The sequence below is a fragment of the Chelativorans sp. J32 genome (assembly GCF_000518985.1).
GTDB lineage: Bacteria > Pseudomonadota > Alphaproteobacteria > Rhizobiales > Rhizobiaceae > Chelativorans.
The window spans coordinates 1-18,101 of the sequence record NZ_JAEQ01000010.1; the positions used below are offsets into that span (position 1 = coordinate 1).

Annotated in this window: 14 protein-coding genes, 1 tRNA gene and 1 rRNA gene; 11 read left to right on the forward strand and 5 right to left on the reverse strand. The window is 63.9% G+C overall.

Going from position 1 to position 18,101, the window contains the following annotated elements; all coding sequences use genetic code 11:
* Nucleotides 1-69 precede the first annotated feature (69 nt).
* A 5S ribosomal RNA gene (gene rrf, locus CHEJ32_RS0113755) occupies nt 70-184 on the forward strand.
* 142 nt (nt 185-326) lie between these two features.
* Nucleotides 327-403: transfer RNA gene (locus tag CHEJ32_RS0113760), tRNA-Met, on the forward strand.
* Here CHEJ32_RS0113760 and CHEJ32_RS26780 read toward each other — a convergent pair.
* Both CHEJ32_RS26780 and CHEJ32_RS26320 read right to left on the reverse strand, forming a co-directional pair.
* Nucleotides 360-2,015 (reverse strand): recombinase family protein, encoded by a 1,656-nt coding sequence (locus CHEJ32_RS26780; RefSeq protein WP_084032822.1) that lies wholly within the window; start codon nt 2,013-2,015, stop codon nt 360-362. The two genes, CHEJ32_RS0113760 and CHEJ32_RS26780, sit on opposite strands and share 44 nt — an antisense overlap.
* Before the next feature lie 19 nt (nt 2,016-2,034).
* On the reverse strand, nt 2,035-2,226 hold the full coding sequence (locus CHEJ32_RS26320) for a hypothetical protein (protein ID WP_012092579.1): 192 nt from the start codon (nt 2,224-2,226) through the stop codon (nt 2,035-2,037).
* A 302-nt stretch (nt 2,227-2,528) separates the two neighbouring features.
* Between CHEJ32_RS26320 and CHEJ32_RS0113775 the strand changes: the two genes are divergently transcribed.
* The 6 genes from CHEJ32_RS0113775 (at nt 2,529) to CHEJ32_RS0113800 (ending at nt 9,946) form a co-directional block, all read left to right on the forward strand.
* A complete protein-coding gene (locus tag CHEJ32_RS0113775; protein WP_012092580.1) occupies nt 2,529-2,828 on the forward strand; it encodes a DUF1778 domain-containing protein in 300 nt (99 codons plus the stop codon).
* A gap of 4 nt (nt 2,829-2,832) precedes the next feature.
* On the forward strand, nt 2,833-3,342 hold the full coding sequence (locus CHEJ32_RS0113780) for a GNAT family N-acetyltransferase (RefSeq protein WP_012092581.1): 510 nt from the start codon (nt 2,833-2,835) through the stop codon (nt 3,340-3,342).
* Nucleotides 3,343-3,410: 68 nt separating this feature from the next.
* Nucleotides 3,411-3,887 carry a thermonuclease family protein gene (locus CHEJ32_RS24860; RefSeq protein WP_012092582.1) on the forward strand — a complete coding sequence of 159 codons (477 nt, stop codon included), beginning with the start codon at nt 3,411-3,413 and terminating at the stop codon, nt 3,885-3,887.
* Between the two features lie 228 nt (nt 3,888-4,115).
* A complete protein-coding gene (locus tag CHEJ32_RS0113790) occupies nt 4,116-6,161 on the forward strand; it encodes an ATP-dependent endonuclease (RefSeq protein ID WP_012092583.1) in 2,046 nt (681 codons plus the stop codon).
* Between the two features lie 33 nt (nt 6,162-6,194).
* A complete protein-coding gene (locus tag CHEJ32_RS0113795) occupies nt 6,195-7,322 on the forward strand; it encodes a DNA repair exonuclease (RefSeq protein WP_012092584.1) in 1,128 nt (375 codons plus the stop codon).
* Nucleotides 7,319-9,946, forward strand: a complete 2,628-nt coding sequence (locus CHEJ32_RS0113800) for an AAA family ATPase (protein ID WP_034658482.1) — start codon at nt 7,319-7,321, stop codon at nt 9,944-9,946. The genes CHEJ32_RS0113795 and CHEJ32_RS0113800 overlap by 4 nt, the downstream gene beginning before the upstream one ends.
* A 283-nt stretch (nt 9,947-10,229) precedes the next feature.
* On the opposite strand, the gene CHEJ32_RS0113815 is transcribed toward CHEJ32_RS0113800, so the two are convergent.
* Complete coding sequence (locus CHEJ32_RS0113815) at nt 10,230-10,592, reverse strand: hypothetical protein (RefSeq protein WP_012092586.1); 363 nt, start codon at nt 10,590-10,592, stop codon at nt 10,230-10,232.
* A gap of 20 nt (nt 10,593-10,612) precedes the next feature.
* Nucleotides 10,613-11,302, reverse strand: a complete 690-nt coding sequence (locus CHEJ32_RS0113820) for an SOS response-associated peptidase (RefSeq protein ID WP_028034378.1) — start codon at nt 11,300-11,302, stop codon at nt 10,613-10,615.
* 163 nt (nt 11,303-11,465) lie between these two features.
* Here CHEJ32_RS0113820 and CHEJ32_RS0113825 point away from each other — a divergent pair, with 163 nt between their 5' ends.
* Genes CHEJ32_RS0113825 through CHEJ32_RS0113835 form a run of 3 tightly spaced genes read left to right on the forward strand, consistent with a single transcriptional unit; the run spans nt 11,466 to nt 16,841 of the window.
* Nucleotides 11,466-12,227, forward strand: a complete 762-nt coding sequence (locus CHEJ32_RS0113825) for an ImuA family protein (RefSeq protein WP_012092588.1) — start codon at nt 11,466-11,468, stop codon at nt 12,225-12,227.
* The gene (locus CHEJ32_RS0113830; RefSeq protein WP_028034379.1) at nt 12,142-13,665 is read left to right on the forward strand and encodes a DNA polymerase Y family protein; all 1,524 of its coding nucleotides are present in this window, start codon (nt 12,142-12,144) and stop codon (nt 13,663-13,665) included. The genes CHEJ32_RS0113825 and CHEJ32_RS0113830 overlap by 86 nt, the downstream gene beginning before the upstream one ends.
* Nucleotides 13,662-16,841, forward strand: a complete 3,180-nt coding sequence (locus tag CHEJ32_RS0113835; RefSeq protein WP_012092590.1) for an error-prone DNA polymerase — start codon at nt 13,662-13,664, stop codon at nt 16,839-16,841. The genes CHEJ32_RS0113830 and CHEJ32_RS0113835 overlap by 4 nt, the downstream gene beginning before the upstream one ends.
* A 64-nt stretch (nt 16,842-16,905) precedes the next feature.
* Here CHEJ32_RS0113835 and CHEJ32_RS0113840 read toward each other — a convergent pair whose 3' ends face one another.
* Nucleotides 16,906-17,880, reverse strand: coding sequence for a hypothetical protein (locus CHEJ32_RS0113840; RefSeq protein ID WP_012092591.1), 975 nt, complete (start codon nt 17,878-17,880; stop codon nt 16,906-16,908).
* Between the last annotated feature and the right edge of the window lie 221 nt (nt 17,881-18,101).

The window sequence follows — 18,101 nt, forward strand, 5'->3', positions numbered from 1 at the left end:
GACGGCAGAAAGAACTGCTGTTGCCGTACTCGCCAGAACCCAGCTTCTCGAAAACATGCGCTTCGCCGACCTGGTGGTCATGGCGGGGTGGCTGCACCCGTTCCCATTCCGAACACGGCCGTGAAACGCCCCAGCGCCGATGGTACTTCGTCTTAAGACGCGGGAGAGTAGGTCGCTGCCAGGTCTGCAAAACGCATGCTTCTCATCTTCTCTTCACGCTTCCTCCGCCCCGATCGCGGAGAACGGTCCCGGCCGACGCCGAAAACAAGCCAAAACAAGGCCCGTCGGCGCAAAACGCTTCCCGCAGGCAACGCCTGCCATGGTGACGCGGGGTGGAGCAGCCCGGTAGCTCGTCAGGCTCATAACCTGAAGGTCGTAGGTTCAAATCCTACCCCCGCAACCATCTTTACTTGCGACCCCGTAGCACCCGCTGCGGGGTTTTTGCTTTGCGTGGAAATCGTAAGGATTCCAGCGAGATCGCCTTGAACGTCGATCTCCACCTTGCCGTCGACTGGGGTCAGCACGATCTGATCCACGAGCGAGCGCAGCGTGTCGGCGGCCTCGATCCGCTTCCCCTCATCTTCGTCCTGCAGAGCGTCGTAAAGCTGTTGGACCCGCTTGCGGTATTGCAGTGCCATGCTCGGGTGCAGCAGCGGTGGCGGCTCGTCGGCTTCGGCCAGGAACTGTTCCAGTTCGGTCTTTCGGGCCTCGAGCTTCTTGCTGCGTTCTTTCACCATGTCGACCGAAAGGGCGTCGCTCAGGTACAGGTCGAGGATCTTTTCCAGTTCTCGGTTGACCTTGGCCAGTTCCGCCTCGGCCGACGCGATACCCGCACGGCCTTCCATGCGCAGGCGGTTCATCTCCTGCGTGAAGACCTCGCAGAAATGGGCGAAGAGCTCCGGATCGACGAGCTTGGTGCGCAGCGCATTGAGTACACGCGATTCAAGCTCGTCGCGGCGGATGTTGACCCGGTTGTTGCAGGTCCCCTTGTTGCGCGCTGTCGCACATCCGATCAGCGTCGCCGAAATCGCGGAATAGCCGCCACCACAGCAGGAACATTTGGTCAGTCCCGAGAAGAGGTATTTGGGACGGCGGCGGGTATTGATCCGGGAGAGATCGGCCTCGCCGTTTTCCTTCCGTGCGATCTTGTTCTTTTCCTGTCGCGCCTTCACCGCGCTCCAGAGGTCGTCGTCGAGAATGCGCAGCTCCGGCGCCTCCTGGATGACCCATTCCTCTTCCGGGTTGGGGCGGGCCTGCCGCTTGCCGGTGCTCGGATCTTTGACGAAGCGCTGTCGGTTCCAGACGATCTTGCCGACATACATCTCATTGTTGAGGATGCCGTTGCCCCGTTTCGGGTTGCCGTTGATCGTGCTGAAGCCCCAGTCGCCGCCTGACGGAGCGGGAATGCCTTCCTTGTTCAGGGCGAAGGCGATGGTCTTGGCCGATTTGCCGGCGGCATAGTCGCGGAAGATGCGGCGCACGACTTCGGCCTGGAATTCGTTGATGGTGCGATCGCCGCGGATCGGCTCGCCGTTCGCATCGAACTTCTTGACCACATCGTAGCCATAGGCATTGCCGCCACCCGATTTGCCTGCCTCGACGCGGCCGCGCTGCCCGCGGCGGGTCTTGTCGGCCAGATCCTTCAGGAACAGCGCATTCATCGTGCCCTTGAGGCCGACATGCAGATGCGTCACCTCGCCTTCCGACAGGGTGAACATCTTCACGTCGGCATAGGACATGCGCTTGAAGATGCCCGCGATGTCTTCCTGGTCGCGGGAGAGGCGGTCCATCGCCTCGGCGAGGATCAGGTCAAAGCGGCCGCCCATTGCGTCGGCCATGAGCGCCTGAATGCCCGGCCGGATCAGCGAGGCGCCGGAGATCGCGTGGTCCGAATACTCCTCGACGATGTGCCAGCCCTGCTTCTCGGCATGGAGACGGCACATACGGAACTGGTCGGCGATGGAAGCGTCGCGTTGATTGTCGGAAGAATAGCGAGCGTAGATCGCGACTTTCAAAACTTGGCTCCCATCCATATCAGGAGGAGCGCTTCCTCCTTTGCCGTGACATCATCACTTCCTCTGCATAGCACTCCTGCGCCGCCTGCCTCGCCAGGATGCCGACCAGTCGCAGAAGGCGTGGGTCGGGATTGCCGCGTGGCGTAAACGTCAGCTCCGGCACGTCCAGCAGCAAGGATTCGAGCAGCGCTTCGCGCTCTCCTCCTGTCATCTTTGCCGGGTTTCCTGGGGCTCGCAAGGTCATAACTTGCAGCATTCGCCCCGAGGGAAGCATAAGCAACGGAAATTGAAGGCGAATATTCGGCGGCAATTGGCGCGGGTGAGCGTGCTATCGCGTAGCTCAGCGTGTCCTGGCGAGCCATGGCGTAGCAAAATAACCTATCGGAATCCCTCGCTGGCCCGGTCATCATTGGCCTCGTCGCCTCTCCTCATGAGGTCATTGACTGTAGGCGCAACCTTATCGTATTGTAATTCGCGATACAAGGCGCTATATGCCGACCAAGGAGATTCGCCATGGCCACGACCGCCGAACGCAAGGAATACCCGATCTCGATGCGCTTGCCCGAGGCGGATGTCGCAATGATCGATCGCGCCGCCAGCTTGCGCGGCCGCTCGCGCACCGATTTCGTGCGCGACGCCGCTGTGCGCGCGGCCGAGGAGGTCGTCATGGAGCAGGGCCTGATCCGGATGAGCCCGGAGGGCTTCGCCGAGTTCATGGATGTGCTGGCGCGTCCGGCCGCTCCCGTTCCGGAGATGGTAGACGTTCTGAAGCGGCCCGCGCCATGGGAGCCCGGCTACGTGGCGAAGCGGTAAGCTCTTGCACCTTTCGGGTCCTGAACCGCTCTCTGCCGAACACGATGTGTCCGAGTTCACCTGTGGCAAGCCCACGCTTGACCACTGGCTGAAATCACGCGCCCTCTCCAATCAGCAGAAGGGCTTCACCGCCGTCCTCGTCGTGCATGAGGCTGGGCGCGTGGTCGGCTTCTACGGCCTCGCGCCTACCGGTGTGGTGCCTTCGGTTCTGCCGCGTTCGATCAGGACGGGGCAGCCGCCCAACCCGGTCCCCTGTATGCTGCTCGGCCAACTCGCAACCGACACCGGATGGGCAGGGCTGGGCATCGGGACCGGTCTTGTGAAGCATGCTCTCCAGCGCTGCGTTCAGGCCGCATCGCTGATCGGCGGGCGGGCCTTGCTGGTCAACGCCGTCGACGGGGAGGCGGCCAAGTTCTGGAGGCGGCGTGGCTTCGAGCCTTCCAGGGATGATCCCCTGGTTCTGCTCCGCTCGATCAGCGACATCGCTGCCTCGCTCGGCGAGGGCGGTGGGTGAAAGCTTGGCTGGCCTCCAACCGTAGCGATCCGCCCCTTCAGTCAGATTGAAGTAGATCAGATCCGCCCATGCAAATTCGTCCTCCCCCATTGCCCACATTCCACTGGCAGATGTTCGTGCTTTCCTTCGCGCTATTCTGGGCGGTCGGCGGCATGCCCGAACCTGCCAAGGCTCAGCCTCGGCCGCAGATTGCGAAGTGCGTTCCCGGCCAGGCCCGTACCGCCGACGAATATTGCCTCGTTGATGGCGACACGATCTGGATCGACGGGGAAAAGCTGCGCATGGAAGGCTACGACACCCCGGAACCGCAAACCCACATCTGTGGTGGCGACGCCGAAATCGCGCTGGCACACCGAGCCAGTGATCGGGTGATCGAGCTGCTGAACTCGCACGACTGGACCGTCGAATATGGAGAGCCGGACAACACCGGCACGCGGACGCTCGTGACGATCAGAATCGGTGGTCGCGACATCGGTGACATCCTGATTGCCGAAAGGCTGGCCAGACCCTGGCCCGATGGCGAAGAATGGTGGTGCAACCCGTAGACGTTAGTTCCACGCCGTCGACCGCCTGGCGAGATCAAACTAACTCACTGTGCGCCCCTTCTCTGTCGTTTCGACGATGATCCGCTGATCCTGGAAGCAGCTTTTCAGCGCCCAGTGTGACCAAGGCTTTGCCGTGCGAGGTAGGCGCGACTTGATGGAGTAGCTGTTCATCGCACTTGCATTCCCGCCGCTCGGATTCGACAACTGGTGTACTCGGGGGAAAATGCCATGCAGCTTGAGCGTGCTCGCATCAGAAATTTCCGTTCACTTCGCGATGTCGAAGTCGTTTTTGGCGCACACACCGCATTGATCGGCGGCAATGGCGCAGGAAAGTCTTCAATCTTGAAGGCTATCGAGAAGTTCTACTCGACTACGAAAAACTGCGACGCTGACGATTTCTTTGGACGCGATCAAGGGCAGCCGATCGAGATTGAACTAACCTTTCACCAGCTTAGCGAGCAAGAAGCCGCAGCGTTCGAGGATCGGGTGCGGGATGGTAGGTTGGTCGTCACCCGCATTTTTGACGGAGGTCCATCAAGTGGACGCTATCATGGTGTCGTTCCACAGATTCCCGACTTCGTCGCTGTTCGGGCTCATTCCGCAGCCACACCCAAGCGCGCTGCTTATAATGCCCTGCGCGAGAATAACCCACTCTACGCCGACCTTCCCACTGCTGGCAGTGCGGCAGCGGTCGACCAGGCGATGCTAACCTGGGAGGCTGAGCATCCCGATCAGTTGGTGCTGCTGCCCGACGATGGTCAGTTTTTCGGATTCCAGAACAACAGCCGAGGCAAGCTCCAGCAGCACACGAGCTTCGTGTTCATTCCGGCGGTTCGCGACGCATCAGCGGACGCGGCGGACGGCAAGACGAGCGTCATCGGCAAACTACTCGAACTGCTAGTGCGCAGTCAGATCCTTCAGCGGCCGGACGTTCAAGCGTTCAAGGCGCAGTTGACCGAGGCCTACCAGGCCTTGGTATCCGCCGAAAATATGCCTGAACTCGGTGCGCTCGCTGGGACCCTCACCGCCGACCTGCGGGGTTTGTATCAAGATGCTGAAGTTTCGTTGGCCTGGCGCGAGGTCGGCGAGATGCCAGTCCCGTTGCCAATGGCGGATGTGTTTCTCAAGGACGAAGGCTTCGGTGGACCGGTGGACAGGCAAGGTCACGGCCTCCAGCGTGCCTTCATCTTTACACTTCTCCAGCATCTTGCGCGAACTGCCGTGCCGGAGGGCGACGAGGCACCCCCTGATAGTGACGTTGACGGCAGTGATGACGCGCCCGCTGCGGCTGCGGCTGCGGTCATGGCGCAGGCACCGACGCTTATCCTCGCAATTGAAGAACCCGAACTGTATCAGCATCCGACCAAACAGCGGCACTTCGCGGAAGTGCTGCGGGGCTTGAGTAGCGGTACGCTCCCTGGCGCGCAGGGCCACACACAGGTTATCTTCGGTTCGCACTCGCCAATGTTCATTTCGATGGGGAAGGCCGACGAGATCAGGCTTACCCGGCGCTCGCATTGTGACGACAGTGAATTCAAGCAATGCAGCCTGCAAGCGCTGGATCTCGGCACCGTTGCGCAGAAGCTCGAACGCGGCTGGAATAAGCCCGCTGGCACTTTCAGTGCACAGACTTTGATGCCGCGGTTGCACATTCTCGGTGCTGAATTGGCCGAAGGCTTTTTCGCCACCGGTGTGATTCTGGTTGAGGGCCGAAGCGATAAAGCGGCGCTCACCGCGACGGCGCGGATGCTCGGCGTGAATTTCGAGGCGGCCGGCATCGCCATCCTGTCAACCGAAGGCAAAGCCAATCTCGATCGTCCCTATGTGATTTTTCGCGAGCTGGGTATTCCAACCTTCATGCTATGGGATTGCGACCAGCAGTTACCCGAGGCTAAACGAACGCCGGCAACCGATCTTGCTTTGAGCAAGCTCGCTAAGCCGAACGATCAGATCGACGCCGCGCCCACTAGCGACCTCATCAGCGATTGTTACGCGCATTTCGAAAAGACATTGGAGCACAAGCTCAAGGAGGATCTCACGCCTGAAGTACACACGGCGTGCCTTGCTGCTGCCTGCGAACCCTTTGGTGTGCATCCGAGCAACGATGCGCAGAAGATACCGGAAATCGTCTATCAGACACTTCTCCGTGCTAAAGAACAGGGCCACGAGAGCGAGATGCTGAAGAGCCTCGTCCGTGCCATGTGGCGTTTCTTCCGCGATGAGGAAATCCCGGACCCGACGGAGGCGCAAGCTCCGGTAGCAGTGGGTGCGTGATCCATGTGTGGCACTGTAACGAGGAACTGATTCGTGGCGACGCTCAAGATCATCCATACGGCTGACTGGCAGCTCGGAAAGCCGTTCGGGCGCTTTCCGCAGGAGGTGCGTAGTGCGTTGGCTGAGGCTCGCCTCGATGCCATCGATCGCCTCGGTGCTGCGGCAATATCCAGCGGTGCCACGCACATCGTCGTCGCCGGTGATGTGTTCGACAACGTCGAACCCGGCGACCGCATCGTCACGCAGATGCTGTCACGTATGCAGCGGGCGTCGGTCACCTGGTGGCTGATGCCGGGCAACCACGATCATGCGCGAGCCGGTGGACTCTGGAGCAGGCTGCGCGGGCGTGCGCCTGCCTCAGTCCGGATCGTGGACACTCCCGAGCCTATTGAGATGGAGCAGGGTGCTTGGCTTCTGCCGGCGCCCCTGGAGCACCGGAAGACGGTGTCCGATCCTTCCGCGGCGATGGTCGATATGACGACGCCGCCGGGGGCACTCCGCATCGGTCTCGCACATGGCTCCATCACAGAGTTTGGCGCCACCGGAGAGAGCTCCAATCTGATCCCGCCGGATCGCGCCAAGTCCGCGGGCCTTGACTACCTCGCGCTCGGGGACTGGCATGGCTTTTTGACGGTTGGCGACCGGACCGCTTACAGCGGGACCCCTGAAATTGACCGGTTCGGGCGCGATGAGCCGGGCGGCTGCATCGGCGTGAGCCTGCGATCCAACGAAACGCCCGAGCTGCAGCGGATCGAGACCGGTCGATATCGCTGGATGTCGCGCCGCTGGAGTATGGAGAACATGGAAGACTTGGACCGTGAACTCGCCGCGCTCCGCAGCGAGGCGCGTTTGTCGGACGTGCTCCTTTCGCTCCATCTCGTCGGTGTGGTGAGTCTCGCCGACCGCGTCACGATGACGTCGGCCGTCCAGGACTGTCTGGCGCACGAACTGCGGCATTTGGAACTCGACGCGGATGGCCTGACCGCGCGTCCGACGGCAGAGGACGTCGCCCAAATCGATGTCCAAGGTGCGCTCGCCGGGGCGACTGCTACCCTACAGGCCAGGGCTACCGGATCGGGTTCCGATGCCCAGATCGCCGCCGCGGCGCTGGAGCGTCTCTATGTCGAGGCGATGCGATTCGATGCGGAGGTTGCGCGATGATCCTCAAATCCCTGGAGGTCGAGAACTTCCGCAAGTTCCGCGAACCGCTACGCATCGACGGCTTCACCGACGGTTTGAACATCGTAGTCGAGCCGAACGAGACGGGCAAATCTACCCTATTGGAGGCCCTGCGTGCGGCCTTCTTCATCCGCTACTCCGCCAAGACCGAACTCGTCCGTTCCTATGTCCCGACTGGTGATGACGTGGCGCCCCGTGTCACTGTCGGCTTCGGCCTCAACGGGCAGACTTGGAGGCTCGAGAAGCAGTTCATGAAGTCTCCCTCCGTGCGACTTACCGGCGCGAGCGGGCGACGAGAGAGCGATGCGGCCGAAGAAGCGCTGCAGGAGCTGCTCGGATTCGAGCGGGGCAACAACCGGGGCAGCGATCCCGAAACGCGCGGGCCCCTTGGCATGCTCTGGGTCGAGCAGGCGACGGCACTCTCCGTGGAGAGTCCAAACCGCATCGTGCGCGATACCGTTCGGGGAGTGCTCGAGGCGGAAGTCGGCGCGGTGACGGGTGGTCGACGCTTTGACGCGATCCGGGCCAGCATCGAAGCGGCATATTCAGCGCTGCGCACATCGGCGACGGGCAAGTCGCGCGGCGACTTAGCGGTGGCAGAGGCTCGCGTGTCCACGGCGACGGCTGCCCGCCAGGCGGCCGAGACCAACTTCCATGAATACGAGAACACTCTCACCGAGTTGGACGCGGCGAGGTCACGGCTTAGGATTATCGAGCGTGATCTCGTCGACCCAGAGGCGGCGGAGCAGCGAAAAAAGCTCGAGGCGGACCAGAAGGTCGCGGAGACCGCCTCTCTGCGGTCGACTGCGGCGGAGGCGCAATTCGGACGCGCCGACGAGGTCGCGAAGACGGCTTCGTCGAGGATCGAGCGATTGGACGCAGCCGAGGCTCGCGTCGGATCCGCCGGCACATACCTCGAAGAGAAGGCTCGTCTGCGGGACGAAGCCAAGGCTGAGGCTGCTCGTGCCGGTGAGGAGGAAAAATCACTCCGCGCCGCGCTCGACGAGGCTCGCGCGGAAAGGGAGAAACACGAGGAGGCACTGTCCTCCGCACGCGCGCGATTGCGCGGGTTCGCTAATGCCGCGGGCGCTCGTCGCGCGATCGATGCGCGAAAAGCTCTAGCCGAGCTAGAGGAGCGTGAGCGTGCGCTGGTTGATGACTCCGCCGGGGCCGTCGAAAGTGACGACCTTGAGGAGATTACCGAACTCGAGCTTGCCGCCATCCAGGCACGCGCCCGGTTCGAAGCAGGCGCTGTGAAGGTAGAAGTCGAACTCGGGGCGGGCGCATCTTTGAGGATTGACGGGTTGACGACCGACGTCACCAGCGTTGACGTCCTCAAGACCACCAAGTTCGAGTTGGGTGATGCGGGCAGCCTAGTCGTGCGCCCGCCGCAGGGTTCGGGTCAGTCCATTGAGGCCGATCTTGCAGCGGCGACGGAAGAACTCGCTTCCGCCTTGCGGTCGCTCGGCATCAAGTCGCATGCGGAGGGCGTGGCCCGGAACGAACGGGCCTCCGCTGCCAAGCGCGAGTTGAAGGCGCTCCGGACACAGATCGCCTCGGCATGTCCTGGAGATCCGACAATCGGGTTGGCGCCCGGGGCAGATGCCCTGCGCGCCTTCGTGGCCGAGCTGGGCGACATCGCCGACGTTGTCGCCCCAACCGACAATGTCGACACGCTGGAGAAGGCGGTGGTCGACGCCAAGCTCGCCGAGGCTGCCGCATCCGGAAAGCGCGAAGACGGGAGGACGGCTCTGTCGAAGGCGGAGAGTACGCTCGCAACGGCCGAAGCCGATTATTCCGCAGCCATCCGCGAATCCGAGGCTGCGGCTGAAGATCTCCGGAACCTCCTAGAGATCGGGGATCGGGAAACGCTCGAAGCGGCGCGCGGTGAGGCTCAGCGGGAGCGTGCCGCGAAGTTCGAAGCTCTCGAGAAGGCGCGCGAAAGCGCCACGTCTTTCGACGCCGACGCTATCCGACGCCGCATTGTGAACCTCGATCGTGCCGCCAGCCGGGCCGGCGAGGAACGACTTGAACTGACCGCCCGGATCGCGTCGCTCGAATCCACGATCGTTAGGGAAGGGACAAACGGGCCTGCCGGTCGCCTTGCCGAAACGCGGGAGGAAGAGGAGGCCGCGATCGCCGCTTGCGATCGTTTGCGGCATGAGGCCGACATGCTTGAGGTGCTCCGCGAGGCGCTGTCGGATGCCGCGAATGAAGCGTCGAGGACATTCCTCGCACCCGTCACGGCTCGGGCTAGTCGATACATCCAGCAGCTTCTTCCCGGATGTGATCTGTCATTCAACGAGGAGCTCGGGCTGACCGGCCTCACGAGGGCGGGGATCGATGAATCCTGTGGTGATCTCAGTCGAGGCACGCAGGAGCAGTTGGCGATATTGACTCGGCTCGCGTTTGCGGACCTCCTGCTCGAGGATGGAGCGCCGATCTCTCTGATCCTCGACGACCCTCTCGTCTATTCCGATGATGCCCGCTTGGAGACGATGACCGACATCCTGCAGGACGCTTCGAAGCGGATGCAGGTGATACTTCTCACGTGCCGGTCGAAGGCTTTTCGTCACGTCGAAGCCAATAGGATCACGCTGAGATGAGCAAACGGATGGATGCGGCGAACCGCTACAGGCTCGCCTTCACTGAAGCGGAGGAGGCGCTGGTCGCACGGATCGATTTGCGTTGATCGCATGCCAACCATGCCGAGGCCCGTGCTGCCTACCTCGCGAACCAAGCCGATCTTGGATATGTTGAGATCGCTGAGAGAGCGGGACGCCGTGCCTGCTCAACGGATCAGCTATTGGACCCAGATTATCAGCCTGGACGCTTGAAGGGCTCATATGAGCAGCCGTTCGAGCGCAATGATTGCCGGAGCGAGGAAATCTATACTGGCCTTCCCGCGAGGCGCTCGTCGAGAACCGGCTCGTCCCAGGTGCGCGTCACCCCGAGCCACTTGTCGATCACCGCCTGAAACTGGGGCTCTGCGAAACAGGTCTGGAACGTGTAGAGGCGATTGACCACTTGCCGCATCAGGTCGCGCATCTCCTCATCGTCGAACCGCGACACGCTTCCCCAGGGGATGTGGTTGCCGTCGGCGTCGATGACGAAGACATCGGAATAGTCACCGGTCTTCGTGACCGGGACCGGCCCCGCATGCAGGTCCTCCAGCATGCTGTTGCGGACGCAGATCATCGCCATCGCCTTGGCGAGCGTCGCCGCTAACTGTTCTTCTTCCTTCCGGCCCATTTTCGTCCTCCGGATCATTGTCAGAGGCCCGGCAACATGCCATCGGCGGCTGCGCTCGCTGGCGTCTCCGCGATCACCAGCCGCTCGTCGGGCAGCGGCCGTTGCAGGTCCTTCGCTTCCTTCCAGTCGGCGGTTAGCCAGGTCTCGACTTCGTCACGGCCCGTCAGGATGACGGGCATGGCCTTCGGATGGATCGGTTTCACCACGCCATTGGCCTCGGTCGTCAGGAAGGCGAACAGCTGATGATCGCCCGGACGCGGGGTCCGGTTCGATCCGCGGGTTCCGCGCCATGGCGTCCAGATTCCCGCGAAGAAGAACAGGGGCTGGGTCTCATCGAGGGCGAACCAGTGCAGCGGTTTGCGCTTCGTGACCGGATCGGGCTTTTGCCCATATTCGGAAAAGGCGGTGGCCGGGACCACGCTGCGATGCTCAACTCCGAGCCATTTGCGCCAATGGGGGCTGGCCGTGTTGCGGATATTGGTGACGCCGGTGTCCGGTGCATCGCGGGACTTCAGATATTCGATGGGCGTCGGCATGCCCCAGGTCAGCGAAGCCAGTTCCCGTCCGCCATCGGTGTTGCGCACCACCGGAGCCGGCCGGTCGGGATAGACGTCGATCGAAGGTTCGAGATTGCCGATGCTGTCATGGGTGGCGGCCACGAAATCCCTGATCGCCTGCTGATTGGTCGTAATGCGATACAGGTTGCACATCGCCCCACTACTCTCCTTGCGAATACTTTACGCCACCATAGGGCATCGCGCGCCGTCGATCACTTCCGGGATGGCCGAGATTGACTCTCGACCCACAAGAGAACAAATAAAGAACATAGCAACAGAATCGACCAGTGCAAAGCCCCGGAGACGCCATCCTCATATGCCCAGCCGTGCCGACAGCCCAGCCATTGCCGAACTTCGGGCGCGCATCGCGCGGCTCGAAGGCGATGGCGTGCGTCCGCACGAGGTGCTGCCCTTCGGGATCGCGCCGCTGGATCGCAAGCTGCCCGGTGGCGGACTGGCGCTCGGATGCCTCCATGAAGTCGCCGGAGGCGGCAACGGGGCGGTGGATGGCGCGGCTGCCGCCTGTTTCACCGCCGGGATCGCCGCCCGCACCGCCGGCCAGGTGCTCTGGTGCGTGGCGCTCCAGGATCTCTTCGCACCGGGGCTGGAGCAGGCCGGATTGCCGCCCGGCCGGGTGATCTTCGTCGAAGCCGGGGACGACAAGGCGACTCTCGCCTGTATGGAGGAAGGGCTGCGGCATGGCGGGCTGGGGGCGGTCGTCGGTGACGTCGCGCGCCTGCCGATGCCCGCCTCGCGGCGGCTGCATCTGGCCGCGAAAGGTTCGGCGACGATCTGCATCGCGTTGCGCCGCTGGCGGCGGCAGGCGGAGGCGAGCGATTTCGGGCAGCCGACGGCGGCGATGACCCGCTGGCGGATCTCGGCGCTGCCGTCCGCGCCCCTTCCGGTTCCCGGTGTTGGACGGCCGCGCTGGCTCGTTGAGTTGATCCGGGCGCGGGCGGGCGAATGTCTCGATATCGAACTGGAGGCGTGCGATGGCTCGGGTCATCTCTGTCTTCCTGCCGAACTGGCCGACAGACCGGTTGCGGCGGAAGGCGGGCGACGCAGCGCCGCCCGGTGAGGCGCCGCTGGTCATCGCCGGAAAGGAGAAGAACCGCCGGGTGGTGACGGCGGCCGATCCGGCCGCGCAGGCGCTCGGCCTGCGCGCCGGAATGCCTGTCACCAAGGCCCAGGCGATGGTGCCCGGCCTCCACATCGAGCCCGCCGACCCGCGGGCCGACCTGGACAGCCTCGAACGCCTCGCGCTCTGGGTGCTGCAACGCTTCTCACCTATCGTCGCCGCCGACGCGCCGGACGGGATCGTCATCGACGCGACCGGCGCCGACCATCTGCATGGCGGTGAGGCGGCCATGCTGGAGGTGCTGACCGGTCGGCTTGTCATGTCCGGCGTCACCGCCCGCGCCGCCATTGCCGATAGCTGGGGCGCGGCCCATGCGCTGGCGCGCTACGCGGCCGATCCGCTGTTTGTCGCCCCTCCCGGCGAAACCGTCCCGGTCCTCGCGCCGCTGCCGCTGCAAGCACTGCGCCTGCCGCCCGCGATCGCGGTGGGGTTGAATGACCTGGGCTTTGTCCGCATCGGCGACCTGATCGGGCAGCCCCGTGCGCCCCTGACCCGGCGCTTCGGCCCGGAGCTCTGCCGGCGTCTCGATCAGGCCCTGGGTGCGGTCGCCGAACCCATCGAGCCGATCCGACTGGAGGAGCTGGTCTCCGTCCGCCGCGTCTTCGCCGAACCCATAGGCGCCGCCGAGACCATCGCGCGCTATATTCGCAAGCTGGTCATGGCGCTCTGCGAGGCGCTCGAAGGGCGGGGTCTTGGCGCGCGCCGTCTCGACCTGCTCTGCTACCGCGTCGACAACCGGGTCGAGACGGTGCGCATCGGTCTGGCCATGCCGGTGCGGAATCCCGCGCGCCTGACCCGGCTTCTCTGCGACAAGATCGAGACGATCGCGCCAGGCTTCGGCGTCGAGATCATGTCGCTGACCGCCACCCTGGCCGAACCGCTGGCCCTGAAACAGGCGGCCAGCAGCCTGATCGAAGAGGGGGTGCCGGATCTCTCCGGCCTGATCGACACGCTGGCGAACCGGGTCGGCGCGCGGGCGGTCTATCGCTTCGCCCCGGTGGCGAGCGATGTGCCCGAACGCTCGGTCCGCCGCCTGCCGGCGCTTGCCGAGGATACGGGCGCAGGCTGGCCGGACCATTGGCCGCGCCCCTCGCGGCTGCTCTCCCAGCCGGAGCCGATCGAGACCATGGCGCTGCTGCCGGACCATCCTCCGAACTGGTTCTCCTGGAAGGGCGTGCGCCGCCGTGTTCGCCGGGCCGACGGCCCCGAGCGCATCTTCGGGGAATGGTGGAAACGCGATGCCGAGCTCATCGCTGTGCGGGACTATTTCCGGGTCGAGGACGATGCCGGCGAACGCTTCTGGATCTTCCGCTCCGGCGATGGCGAGGATGCGGCCACCGGCTCGCATCGCTGGTTCCTGCACGGGATATTCGGATGAGCGCGCCCGCTTACGCCGAATTGCAGGTGACGTCGCATTTCTCCTTCCTGCGCGGCGCGTCCTCGGCCGAGGAGCTGTTCGCCGCGGCGGCCGCGATGGGGATCGAGGCGCTCGCCGTGACCGATCGCAACACGCTGGCCGGCATCGTGCGCGCCCATGAGGCGGCGAAGGAGGCGGGGGTGCGGCTGATCGTCGGCTGCCGCCTCGATCTTGCCTGCGGCATGTCGGTGCTGGTCTATCCGACCGACCGGGCGGCCTATTCACGGCTTTGCCGATTGCTGTCGCTGGGCAAGGGGAGGGCGGGCAAGGCGCGCTGTCATCTCGAATGGGACGATCTGGTCGCCTATGGCGAGGGGTTGATCGTGGTCCTGGCGCCGGACCTCGCCGACGAGACCTGCGGTCTGCGGCTGCGGCGCCTGCGCGATGCCTTTGGCGATCGCGCCTATCTCGGCCTGACGCTGCGCCGGCGGCCCAATGACCAGATGCGCCTCTGGGAGCTGTCGACGCTCGCTGCGGGCCTAGGTGTGCCCACCGTCGTGACCAATGACGTGCTCTTCCATGAGCCCGGACGCCGCATCCTGCAGGATGTCGTCACCGCGATCCGGCACAATCTCACCGTCGATGCGCTCGGCACCCGGCGCGATCGCCATGCCGACCGCTATCTGAAGCCGCCTGCCGAAATGCACCGGCTCTTCGCGCGCTGGCCCGAGGCTTTGGCCCGGACGCGTGAGATCGCGGATCGCTGCCGCTTCTCGCTCGACGAGCTGCGCTATCAATATCCCGAAGAGCGCGACGATCCGGCGCTGACCCCGCAGGAGACCCTGGAGCGGCTGACCTGGGAGGGCGCGGCGAGCCGCTATCCCGAGGGTGTCCCCGACGAGGTGACAGCGGCGCTGAAGCATGAGCTGGCCCTGATCGGCAAGCTCGACTACGCGCCCTACTTCCTGACGGTGAACAGCATTGTCCGCTTCGCCCGGTCGCGCGGCATCCTCTGCCAGGGGCGCGGATCGGCCGCGAACTCGGCCGTCTGCTATGTGCTCGGTATCACCGCGATCGATCCCGGCCGCAACGATCTCCTCTTCGAGCGTTTCGTCTCCGAGGAGCGCCGGGAGCCGCCGGACATCGACGTGGATTTCGAGCATGAGCGGCGCGAGGAGGTGATCCAGTGGGTCTATGAGCATTACGGCCGCGAGCGCGCCGCGCTAACCGCCACCGTCATCCGCTACCGCTCCAAGGGCGCGCTGCGGGACGTCGGCAAGGCCCTGGGGCTTCCCGAAGACCTGATCCAGACGCTGTCCGGCCAGCTCTGGGGCTGGTCCGAGGCCGGTGTGACCGAGCAGCAGCTCCGCGATCTCAATCTCAACCCGCAAGATCGCCGATTGCGCCTGACGCTCGAACTGGCCGCACAGCTTCGCGGCGCGCCGCGGCATCTGTCGCAGCATCCGGGCGGTTTCGTGCTGACCCACGACCGGCTCGACGATCTCGTCCCCATCGAGCCCGCGGCGATGGAGGGGCGCCAGATCATCGAATGGGACAAGGACGATATCGACGCGCTGCGCTTCATGAAGGTCGATGTCCTGGCGCTCGGCATGCTGAGCTGCATGCGCCGGGGGCTGGACCTGCTGGCCGAGCACAAGGATATCCGCCTCGATCTGGCGTCGATCCCGGCCGAGGATCCGCGCACCTATGCGATGATCCGCAAGGCCGACACACTCGGCACCTTCCAGATCGAGAGCCGGGCGCAGATGTCCATGCTGCCGCGCCTGAAGCCCCGGACCTATTACGACCTGGTGGTGCAGGTCGCGATCGTGCGGCCGGGGCCGATCCAGGGCGATATGGTTCATCCCTATCTGCGCCGGCGCGAGGGTCTGGAAGAGGTCGACTATCCCCGGCCCGAGCTGGAGAAGGTGCTGGGCAAGACGCTCGGCGTGCCGCTGTTCCAGGAACAGGCGATGCGCGTTGCCATCGAATGCGCGGGCTTCACCGCTGGCGAGGCCGATCTCCTGCGCAAGAGCATGGCGACCTTCAAGCATACCGGCGGGGTCTCGAAGTTCCGCGACCGGCTGATCTCGGGGATGATCGAGCGTGGCTACGAGCAGGACTTCGCGGAGCGGACCTTCCAGCAGCTCGAAGGCTTCGGCTCCTATGGTTTTCCGGAAAGCCATGCGGCGAGCTTTGCGCTGATCGCCTATGCCTCGGCCTGGCTCAAATGCTGGCACCCGGATGTCTTCTGCGCTGCGCTCCTCAACGCCCAGCCCATGGGCTTTTATGCGCCGGCCCAGATTGTGCGCGACGCGCGCGAGCATGAAGTGGAGGTCCGCCCGGTCTGCATCAATGCCTCCCGCTGGGACTGCACGCTGGAGCCGACCGGAGACGAAAGCCGATTCGCCGTCCGCCTCGGGCTGCGGATGGTCAAGGGTCTCGCCAATGCCCATGCCGCCGCCATCGTCGCGGCCCAGGGCGATGAGATGTTCACCTCGGTCGACGATCTCTGGCGGCGGGCGGGTGTACCCGTGGCGGCGCTCGATCAGATCGCGGCGGCCGACGGATTCCGCCCGGCGTTCGGTCTGGCCCGGCGCGAGGCGCAATGGGCCATCAAGGGGCTGCGCGACGAGGAACTGCCGCTCTTCGCCGCCGCCTCGGAGCGCGAGGGACGGACCGTTCCGGAACTCGACGAGCCGGCGATCGCGCTCAGAGCGATGCCTGCTGGCCGCGAGGTGGTCGAGGATTATGGGCATATCGGCCTGTCGCTGCGTCGCCATCCGGTCTCCTTCCTGCGCGAGGACCTGGCGAGGCGCCGGATCGTCACCTGCGCCGAGGCGATGGCGGCCCGTGATCAGCGCTGGCTGGAGGCTGCCGGGATCGTGCTGGTGCGCCAACGCCCCGGTTCGGCCAATGGCGTCATGTTCATCACGCTCGAGGACGAGACCGGCATCGCCAATCTCGTCGTCTGGCAGAAGATTTTCGAGCGCTATCGCCGGGTCATTCTCTCATCGAGCATGATCGCCGTGCGGGGCCGCGTTCAGCGCGAGGGCGAGGTCGTGCATCTCGTCGCCCATCGGATCGTCGATCTGTCGCGGGATCTGGCGACTGTCGTGCAGCGCGAGGTGGCGACGGACGGGCAGCAGGGGCCGGGGGCCGGCGGTATCAGGGTGAAGGCGCGGGATTTTCGGTAAAGCCGGTGGCTTTGACAGAAGGCGGTATCGGTTCGAACCAACGAATCGGCCTGCCTCTCGGGGGTCACAAATCTTCTGGCCGGATCGACCATTCTGCGATTTCTCTATCGATCAATCGCCATTGCTCTAAAAGGTCGGCAAGGTCGGCGCTGTCTACGACCGCATGATCGAGGCCCTCGAATTGGTCACCGAGATATGTGGCGAGGCCCGCACCGCCTTCGTTGGCGAACCACACTCCGACCAGATCCGCGATTTCCTTCAACTGCCTGAGAGTCTTTTCGGCATCGCGAATGTCGAAATCACCAAGCTCCCTGTCCTGCCGACTTTGCTTGTTCCCGGCATGAGCAACATGCGAGTTAACGTGCTCGGCAATTCGATCAAGGCTGGCGAGCCGAGTTTCGATCTTCTCCAATACCGTGGCTGAGATCAGATCGCTCGGGTTACGCCCTGATGGAGACACGCCGCTCAAAACATCGAAATGCCGATGCGCGGCCTGACTTTTCATGAGCTCTGGATCACCCCACACCGGACGCCCATTCGCGGCGACGAGGTGGTCATGTTGTTCTTGATGCAGGCGATCGAGATCGTATTGCGCGTCAAGCACTTTCTCGACGTAGATTCTCCTGGTCAACCAGTTTTGGCTCGCTTTCACGTCGTTGACGACAGATCGGATCGAGTAAACTCCCTTGGGGCCATTGATCGGGGCCTTATCGAGAAGTCGGCGAGTGCCGAGAAGCAGGCTTGACCAGTACCCCTCGGAAACGAGATTGAACATCATCTGGTTAAGCGGGGGTCTCGAGCCTCTCTTCTCATTTGCAAGACGGACGATCCGAACCGTCGTGCGAAAGGCGGCGTAGTTCCAGAGCAGATCCTGAATGGTTCTGTGGATGCCCGTTGTCTCGTCGCGAAAAGCATCCCGCCACGTGGCGATGTGCTGGTCATGCTGCGTCATTAGTTTTCCAAGCCTGAGCGCCAAACTCACCTCATCATACCGGCAGACGCCAACACCGGCGACGGCTATTCGCTTCTGATTCTTCATTCGCGCGGGCTCTTTTTATTGTTCCCGCGAATAAACGCGCATCTTGCCGTGGGCCTGACGGGGGAAGGCCTTCCCCCTGGCCGGCACTATCGTTGCCGGCGCACCCCCTTCAGCGGGGAGACCCCGCAACGCCCCCTGAGAGGGAGAGTGCGGACGGGTTTTCCGTGACGGGTTGAGTGCTGGAGGAGTGGCCTCCGGCGCCCGTCGCGGAGATCATCCCG

What these genes read in the sequence shown, in the direction of transcription:
- CHEJ32_RS26320 (WP_012092579.1), bottom strand. Translation starts at nt 2,226, where the DNA reads ATGACAGGAGGAGAGCGCGAAGCGCTGCTCGAATCCTTGCTGCTGGAC.
- CHEJ32_RS0113775 (WP_012092580.1), top strand. Translation starts at nt 2,529, where the DNA reads ATGGCCACGACCGCCGAACGCAAGGAATACCCGATCTCGATGCGCTTG.
- CHEJ32_RS24860 (WP_012092582.1), top strand. Translation starts at nt 3,411, where the DNA reads ATGCAAATTCGTCCTCCCCCATTGCCCACATTCCACTGGCAGATGTTC.
- CHEJ32_RS0113790 (WP_012092583.1), top strand. Translation starts at nt 4,116, where the DNA reads ATGCAGCTTGAGCGTGCTCGCATCAGAAATTTCCGTTCACTTCGCGAT.
- CHEJ32_RS0113800 (WP_034658482.1), top strand. Translation starts at nt 7,319, where the DNA reads ATGATCCTCAAATCCCTGGAGGTCGAGAACTTCCGCAAGTTCCGCGAA.
- CHEJ32_RS0113815 (WP_012092586.1), bottom strand. Translation starts at nt 10,592, where the DNA reads ATGGGCCGGAAGGAAGAAGAACAGTTAGCGGCGACGCTCGCCAAGGCG.
- CHEJ32_RS0113820 (WP_028034378.1), bottom strand. Translation starts at nt 11,302, where the DNA reads ATGTGCAACCTGTATCGCATTACGACCAATCAGCAGGCGATCAGGGAT.
- CHEJ32_RS0113825 (WP_012092588.1), top strand. Translation starts at nt 11,466, where the DNA reads ATGCCCAGCCGTGCCGACAGCCCAGCCATTGCCGAACTTCGGGCGCGC.
- CHEJ32_RS0113830 (WP_028034379.1), top strand. Translation starts at nt 12,142, where the DNA reads ATGGCTCGGGTCATCTCTGTCTTCCTGCCGAACTGGCCGACAGACCGG.
- CHEJ32_RS0113835 (WP_012092590.1), top strand. Translation starts at nt 13,662, where the DNA reads ATGAGCGCGCCCGCTTACGCCGAATTGCAGGTGACGTCGCATTTCTCC.
- CHEJ32_RS0113840 (WP_012092591.1), bottom strand. Translation starts at nt 17,880, where the DNA reads ATGAAGAATCAGAAGCGAATAGCCGTCGCCGGTGTTGGCGTCTGCCGG.